This window comes from Luteitalea sp., assembly GCA_009377605.1.
GTDB lineage: Bacteria > Acidobacteriota > Vicinamibacteria > Vicinamibacterales > Vicinamibacteraceae > WHTT01.
Window position 1 is genome coordinate 42,993 of sequence record WHTT01000047.1, and the last position, 7,631, is coordinate 50,623.

6 protein-coding genes are annotated in these 7,631 nt (G+C 63.9%); 4 read left to right on the forward strand and 2 right to left on the reverse strand.

Annotated elements, in window-relative coordinates; translation table 11 throughout:
* Nucleotides 1–151 precede the first annotated feature (151 nt).
* From GEV06_16335 to pruA, 3 genes are all read left to right on the forward strand, one after another.
* Nucleotides 152–1,105, forward strand: coding sequence for an MBL fold metallo-hydrolase (locus tag GEV06_16335; GenBank protein ID MPZ19465.1), 954 nt, complete (start codon nucleotides 152–154; stop codon nucleotides 1,103–1,105).
* Between the two features lie 228 nt (nucleotides 1,106–1,333).
* Entirely contained in the window at nucleotides 1,334–1,984 is a 651-nt protein-coding gene (locus GEV06_16340; GenBank protein ID MPZ19466.1) for a hypothetical protein, read from the forward strand.
* Between the two features lie 238 nt (nucleotides 1,985–2,222).
* Nucleotides 2,223–3,932 (forward strand): L-glutamate gamma-semialdehyde dehydrogenase, encoded by a 1,710-nt coding sequence (pruA, locus tag GEV06_16345; protein MPZ19467.1) that lies wholly within the window; start codon nucleotides 2,223–2,225, stop codon nucleotides 3,930–3,932.
* 55 nt (nucleotides 3,933–3,987) lie between these two features.
* Here pruA and GEV06_16350 read toward each other — a convergent pair whose 3' ends face one another.
* Together GEV06_16350 and GEV06_16355 are read right to left on the reverse strand one after the other, a co-directional pair.
* Nucleotides 3,988–5,586, reverse strand: coding sequence for a hypothetical protein (locus GEV06_16350; protein ID MPZ19468.1), 1,599 nt, complete (start codon nucleotides 5,584–5,586; stop codon nucleotides 3,988–3,990).
* Nucleotides 5,587–5,690: 104 nt separating this feature from the next.
* A complete protein-coding gene (locus tag GEV06_16355; protein MPZ19469.1) occupies nucleotides 5,691–6,392 on the reverse strand; it encodes a Uma2 family endonuclease in 702 nt (233 codons plus the stop codon).
* Nucleotides 6,393–6,576: 184 nt separating this feature from the next.
* Here GEV06_16355 and corA point away from each other — a divergent pair, with 184 nt between their 5' ends.
* Nucleotides 6,577–7,542, forward strand: a complete 966-nt coding sequence (gene corA / locus GEV06_16360; protein MPZ19470.1) for a magnesium/cobalt transporter CorA — start codon at nucleotides 6,577–6,579, stop codon at nucleotides 7,540–7,542.
* The last annotated feature ends 89 nt before the right edge of the window (nucleotides 7,543–7,631 follow it).

Below are 7,631 nucleotides of genomic sequence, written 5' to 3' on the forward strand. Positions count from 1 at the left end.
CGAGAACCCCATGTCTCAGGGTCACTGATCCCAGTATAGCGCCCCAGAACCGGCAGGAAGGTAGGGTGGCCCCTTGGACCGCCCTCTCTCTGCTACCGCAGGATCGACATCGTCGAGCGTGTGGCCGGCGCCTGATCTACGATGAGCGGCTATGGAGATGCTCGCGTCTGGGTTTGGGTTCGTCGACGTTCACTATCGTGAAACGCCCGGAATCATCGCAACTGCCGTGCTACAGGGCGCGTCGGGCGTTACCCTGGTCGATCCCGGACCGGCGGCTTCGCTCGGCGGCTTGCGGGCCGGGTTGGAGGGGAACGGTATCCGCACGGCGGACGTGGAGGCCATCCTGCTGACGCACATCCACCTGGACCATGCCGGGGCGACCGGGACGCTCGTCCGCGAGAACCCGAGGATACGCGTCTTCGTCCACGAGCGGGGCGCAAAGCACGTCGTTGACCCGACGCGTCTGCTCGAGAGCGCGCGTCGCCTGTACGGGGATGAGATGGGAGCGCTGTGGGGCGAGGTGGAAGCGGTGCCGCCGGCCAACGTGACGTCGCTCGAGGGAGGCGAGACGCTCACCGTTGGCGACCGCGAGCTGCGCGTGTTGTACACGCCCGGCCACGCCTCGCACCACGTCAGCTACTACGACGCCGCGTCGCGGGTGGCGCTGGTCGGCGATGTGGCAGGGGTGCGCCTTCCCTCATCATCCATCGCCCTGCCACCGACGCCGCCACCCGATGTCGACCTCGAAGCGTGGCGCACGAGCACCGCAGGAATTCGCGCGTGGCAGCCAGACACGCTGTTCCTCACGCACTTTGGACCATTCACGGCGCCGGGCCCTCACCTTGCGGACATGCTCGATCGCCTCGAGCGACTGGCCGTCTCGACGCGCCGGCTGCTCGATGAGCCGGCCGCCAACGTCGAGGGGGCCAGTGAGCCGCCCGAGGCCGGCGCGGCAGATGAGGCGCGACAACAGCGGTTTGTCGGGGAGCTCCGTCGCGAGCTCCGACGTCACGTCGATGAGGCAACGCTCCAACGGTATGCGCTCGCGGTTCCCTTCGAGCACTGCTGGCTAGGTCTGGCCCGATACTGGCGGAAGAGAGCGTAGAGCGCGCGCTATCTTCGTGGTTGAGATCATGCGCATGTCCACCCGGGAGGTGTGTGCTGTCTCGGGTCGTGAGACGACTGCCACGACGATGAAAGCGCTGCAGTCGCCTGGCACGCCGCTCGCTTGTCTCAGGATCTGTTCCGACGTTGGGCCTGTGCACCGCACGGCCTGATCCAACGTCTATATCGATGTCCTTCTGGGACCCGCGAGCGGTGGATTGCCGTATTCATGTGCAACTGCTGGACAAAGCGCCACACGCGATTCGGTTGGCGCCTCGCGCGACCCGCGATGCCGTTCACACGAGCGCAGGGCGTGTGGAGGTTCTCGACGTGTTGCTGGTGTCCGATAACGGACGGCACCTGTCCCAGATCGAGCAAAGAGGCCGACCCCTGTCGGGTGACTTGTCAGGTGACTTTGGGGCCGCCGTACCCTGGGAGAGGTGATGCCGTGGCAACAGCGATTGACGCCATGACCGGCCGTATCGTGGTGCGCAACGAGGGGCGCGCCGCGTTCGTGCGGCCGGACGAGATCAACTGGGTCGAGGCGGAGCGCAACTATGCACGCCTCTACCTCGACCACGGTTCTCACACGATCCGCGAAACGATGAAGGACATCGAGGCCAGGCTCGGTGACCAGTTCGTGCGCATCCACCGATGTCACGCTGTGAACGTGACACGCATACGCGAGCTCCGTGCGTCCCGGGGCGGAGACTACGAGGTTGTGCTCCATGATGGGACGGGCCTGAAGGTTGGCGCGTGCTTCCGAGCGCGCCTGGAGCAGCGGCTGCAGCGCAGTGGGTCCAATCCCAGCGAGAACCAGGACGGTCCGCAGGACCTCATCGCGCCAGAACCGGCGACAGCGCTCGTTTTCGGGAACTAGCACGGCGCGTTCGGCGCGCCCTACCATGAGCGGAAGGTAGGACGCCCCGCCGAGGCGTCCGTTGTCGCCGAACCAGAACGCCCCTTCTCCGGACTGGTTGTGAGCCGCGTGTGCGGAAAGGGGACAGGTGTCTCTCGACAGGCGGCCTGCGGTGCTCGAAGCCCGGACCGGGGGCTGATAAACTGGAAAGGATATTGGTGTGGAATTCATCGAACCACGACATAGGACCTGAGACCCCATGGCTACTCCGACCCAGGACATCCCCGCCGCAACACCCAGCGTTGCGGAGCTTTCCCCGGGCGCTGCGCCCTCGTCCGTTGGCGCCTTTTCAAGCCGTCGTCACGTGCCCGCGCCCGTGAACGAGCCCGTGCGCTCCTACGCGCCGGGCACCGGGGAGCGTACGATGCTCAAGGCGCGGCTCGCCGCAATCGCAGCCGAGCGCGTCGAGATTCCCATCATCATTGGCGGCAACGAGTACCGCACCGGTAACCTGGGACATGCGGTCATGCCGCACGATCACGGCCATGTGCTGGCTGATTGGCATCGAGCAACGCCTGAGCTGGTCGAGCGCGCCCTGGAGGCGGCACGGCAGGCGCACCAGGAGTGGTCGCGCTGGCCATGGGAAGACCGCGCCGCCGTATTCCTCCGTGCGGCAGAGCTGCTCGCAACGACCTGGCGCGACACGCTCAACGCCGCGACCATGCTTGGTCAGTCGAAGACGCCGTTCCAGGCGGAAATCGACTCAGCCTGCGAGCTCATCGACTTCTATCGGTTCAACGCGGCGTATGCGCAAGCGCTGTATGGAGAGCAGCCAATCAGCAGCGCGGGCGTCTGGAACACGATGGAGTATCGCCCACTCGAGGGCTTCGTCTACGCGGTGTCGCCATTCAACTTCACCGCCATTGGGGGGAACCTCACCGGTTCGCCCGCCCTGATGGGAAACGTGGTCATCTGGAAGCCGGCGTCGACCTCGGTGCTGAGCGCGTACTACACGATGCGCCTGCTCGAAGCGGCCGGGCTGCCACCTGGAGTCATCAACTTCGTACCGGGCGACGCAGTGGCTATCTCAGGGCGCTTGCTCTCGGACCCAGATCTCGCGGGCGTGCACTTCACGGGGAGCACGGAAGTCTTCAACTCGATGTGGAAGACGATCGGCGACCAGATGGCCCGCTATCGCTCGTACCCGCGCGTGGTGGGCGAGACGGGCGGGAAGAACTTCGTCGTCGTTCACAGGTCAGCGGACGCGCACGCGGCTGCGGTGGCGATCGTCCGGGGGGCCTACGAATACCAGGGACAGAAGTGCTCGGCCGCAAGCCGCGTCTACGTGCCGCGCTCGCTTTGGCCGGAAGTGCGCGACCGTATCGTCGCAATGGTCGAGGACATTGCGATGGGCGACATCCGCGATTTTCGGAACTTCATGGGCGCCGTCATCGATGCGCGCTCGTTCGAGAAGATCAGCGGATACCTCGAGGGGGCACGGCGCAACGCAAAGATCCTTGCGGGTGGCCAGGCCGATGATCGGCAAGGCTGGTTCATACAGCCAACGCTCATCGAAACCGATGACCCGGCCCACCGCCTTCTGTGTGAAGAGATCTTCGGCCCCGTCGTCACCGCCTACGTTTACGAGGATGATCGCTACGTCGAGACCATGCAGCTCGTCGACCGAACATCGCCATACGCGCTCACCGGAGCCGTCTTTGCACGAGACCGGCAGGCGATTCGTGTCGCGGCGGACATCTTGCGCAACGCGGCGGGAAACTTCTACATCAACGACAAGCCCACCGGTGCGGTAGTCGGGCAGCAGCCGTTCGGCGGCGCCCGCGCGTCCGGGACCAACGACAAAGCCGGCTCGAAGCTCAACCTCCTGCGGTGGGTCAGCACACGATCCGTCAAGGAGACGTTCGTCCCGCCGACGGATTACCGCTATCCGTTCATGCTTGAAGAGTGATGCGCGCTGAGAAAAGGAACCGGGTACCTTTTCACCCCTGTCCCTACGTTCGGCATCATCCTACGTGACGGGGACGATGCTGACCGTCGAGTGTCACCAACGATTGCCGCACCTGCTTCAACGCCGCTCTCAGATCGCGCTGGAGGGCGAACCAGAAACAGGAGAACTTCGCGCTCATCGTGCGATCTGCGATGAGCGACATGACATACGCGGCAATCAGACCTGCAGAGAGCCAGGCAGCGAGGCGTAGATTCGACAGGAGCACCCGGACAATGTCGATCGCCGTCTGGAGCGGGCTCGTCACCAAGCCGGCGATGAGACGGCCCAGGTTTGCGAAGAGCGTGCCCGGATCGAGCAGGGCGGGGAGGCTGTTCCCACCCGCTGCGGCGATCAGGACGAGCGTGCACGTCACGAGGTAGAGGTAGTACGAGAGCCGCCCGACGAACACCGCGCGCCGGACGCCAGAGAGCAGCGGCTCCGCGTATCGCAGCTGCACGACCTCTTGAAGCGCCGTCGTGCGTGCGCCCCGGAAGGCATCGGCCTCAGATCGCAACGACGAGGTGAAGACCAGCGACGCACCCGTGGGCACGTTCCCTGGAGCGTAGTCGTCGGTGCCGTGGGCGATACGCTCCAGCGCGGTGACATGTACCTTTGGTGCAACGCCGTTGGCTTGGCAGATGGCGTGGGTGTCACGCGGCTTCCACCGGTAGAAGATGCCCAAGCCGGCGCGCGGGTCGTACAACTTGTCGTCTGCATTCGCGTGCTGGCTGTAAGCTTCACGCTCCTCGACGTTGAAGCGCAGGCCGGCTCGCTCTGCTTCTGTCATCATCCAGTCCAGCGCCACCAGCGACAATCCTTGCTTTGGATAGCCGCCGCCCACGTTCGAGTGCGCTCCCGCGAACCAGACTTGCGTGATGCGCCCGTTGGCCTCCTGCGTTTCATCCCACAGCAGCGGATTGAACGAGTGGCGCCCATCGTCGAGGGCGAGCGCGTGGCACGCGCGGTCCACGAGCGGGCTGAGACGGTAGTCCGGGAACTTGTACCGGTAGACCACGGTGTTGAGGATGTCGCTGAGGTGAAAGGGCAGCCCGACGGCGTCTACGGTATCCCAGACACCGACGAAGCGAATGCGCGCCTCGTCACCCAGGCAGCATGCCTTCTTGAATGCCTCCAGCCGCTTGTCGTCTGGTGGACCGAAGAGCACGCGGGCGAGCGACGTGCGATACCGGTAGCGATAGAGGCGATAGGCTCGTGCCACCGCTCGGTGTAGATCGCGGGTCGTAGGGGTCTTCGACGTGTCGAGGATTCCACACGTGGCGATGAGGCCCGCCAACGTCCGCACGGTGAACGCGCCGCGGCTGAAGCCGAAGATAAAAATCTGATCTCCTGGGTCGTAGATGCGAACCAGCTCCTTGTAGAGCTGCTTGACGTTGCGGCTCAATCCATAACCGCTCATTCCCGCGATGATCTTGATTGGCTTGAAGTTCTCCGTCCCCACGCCATCGTCGTAGAAGGCCACCTGCGGTCTGAGGCCAGGGTCGACACGATGTCCATTGAGGTCGACGGCCTCGTAGAGCTTGAACACGTTCGTGCCCCGCCCTTTGATAGCGGTGTTTCCGGTTCCATCGGAGCAGACGACGATGTTCTTGGCCATGAGGCACCTCGTGCGCGCTGCCGCCGAGCCCGGGAGACGACCCAGGCCGAGAGGCTACATACAATAACGACGCGAGGCCGCCAACCGATCGCGGGGCGCTGGGCTTATGTCTTGCGGAGCTTCCGAAGCGATTCCCGGAATACCTCGAGCACAGCCTGTGCACTGTCCGTCCGGATTTGCAGGAGGACCGCGGTTAGCATGTCAGCCGTAAGCCCGGGAAACGCAAGGCTTGTCGAGGCTTCGGTGTATTCCGTTCTGGTGAGCTGATATATCGAGGCACGTGGCTCTTTGAATCGCCACACTTCCGGCACGCCGAGCTTGGCGTAGAACGCGAGCTTTCGTTTGGAGCTGTGAGAAACGTCGATTTCGACGACGACGTCCGGTGGTGGATCGACGGCGAGATCGAGATCCATCTTTCCTACGACTTGGGCCGCATGTTGCACGTAGAAGCAGGTGTCAGGCTCGGCGCCTTGCTTCAAAGCCGGCTCCTTGAAGGTGGTTGAGCCAAAGCTCTCCACGTTCATCTTCAGCTCGCTGGCGAGCACATCCGCGACGCGCGACACGAACGCGGTGTATCTTCCATGCCTGGACGAAGGGCTCATGATCTCCAACCTCCCCTGGTCGTAGGTGAGTCGGACGGCGTAGCCATCGCCCAGATCAGCTAGAAGCTGCTCGTACTCTGCCCAGGAGACGTCGGGAATGATCAAAGTGCTGCCGGCCGGCAGATGCCGAATGGCATCGACATAGGTGACCGCCTGCGTCGGCATGGTTGCTCCCTGCAAAGAAGAAGCTGCGTAGGAACTCATTATACGTCCGCTCCGGCTACGCGTCGGGCACCCTCGAGGGGCGCCCCCTGCTCTTTCGACGACGATGCCATCGTCCCGAGGCGAGTGTCAATCGGTCGGTGACCACATCGGCCGGTGACCACGGCCGGTGACCACGCGACGGCGCCCGGCCGGTATACTCATCGCCCAGGCCGCGATCTCAGCGATGATTAGCGTCTTCGCCCACGTCGATGACCATACACGACAGGCCGACCGCGTCGACCCCCAGTGGTTGGCGCCAGACAGCCTCGTCAACCTCTGGGTGGACATCGCGCTGCCCGAACCCGCGGCTGAAGACCTGCTGAGCGGCCTCTTCCGGTTCCACGAGCTATCGATCGAGGACGCGATTGCCGAGGTGCATCATCCGAAGATCGAGTCCTATGATGACTACCTCTACCTGGTTCTTCACGGCATTGCGTACCAGGCGGGCGGCGAGGCATTTGCCACCCACGACGTCGACTTCTTTCTTGGGCAACACTACCTGGTGACCGTGCACGACGGCACGTCGCGCTCGATCGCGCGGATCAAAGACCTATGCATCAGAAACGAACGGCTGCTCGGTGAAGGCCCGGGTGCGCTGATGCATCGCATTGTCGACACGATGGTCGACCATTACGCCCCGGAGTTGGACCAGCTCGAAGATCGGCTCGAGGCGCTGGAAGACGATGTACTGGAAGGACGAGACAAAGATATCGTCCGAAGAATCATGGAGCTGAAGCGCGATGTCGGTCTGCTGAAACGGATCACGGTGCCGCAGCGTGACGCCGTGGCGCGGCTCGCTCGCCGCGAGTACGTCGCGATTGAGGAGCCGCTGGCCTACCGCTTCCGCGATGTCTATGACCATCTCGTGCGCTTCACCGAGGAGGCCAATACCTTCCACGACCGCGTGACAGCGCTGCTCGATGCGCACCTGTCGTTCATGTCGAACCGGCTGAACGAGGTGATGAAGGTGCTCACGCTCATTGCCACTATCTTCATGCCGCTCACCGTGCTTACTGGGCTTTACGGCATGAACGTCACGCTTCCCTTGATGCCAGGCGGGGATCACGCCCAGTTCTGGTGGATCGGAGGCATGATGGGGACCCTCGGGCTTGGGATGGGTTGGTGGTTTCATCGGCGCCGATGGTGGTGAGTGATCTGCAGCGCCACGCGGATTCTACAGCCAACAGGTAGGGCCGCCTCGCCGAGGCGGCCGTGACGGCGCGGGAGGCTGACGCGCCC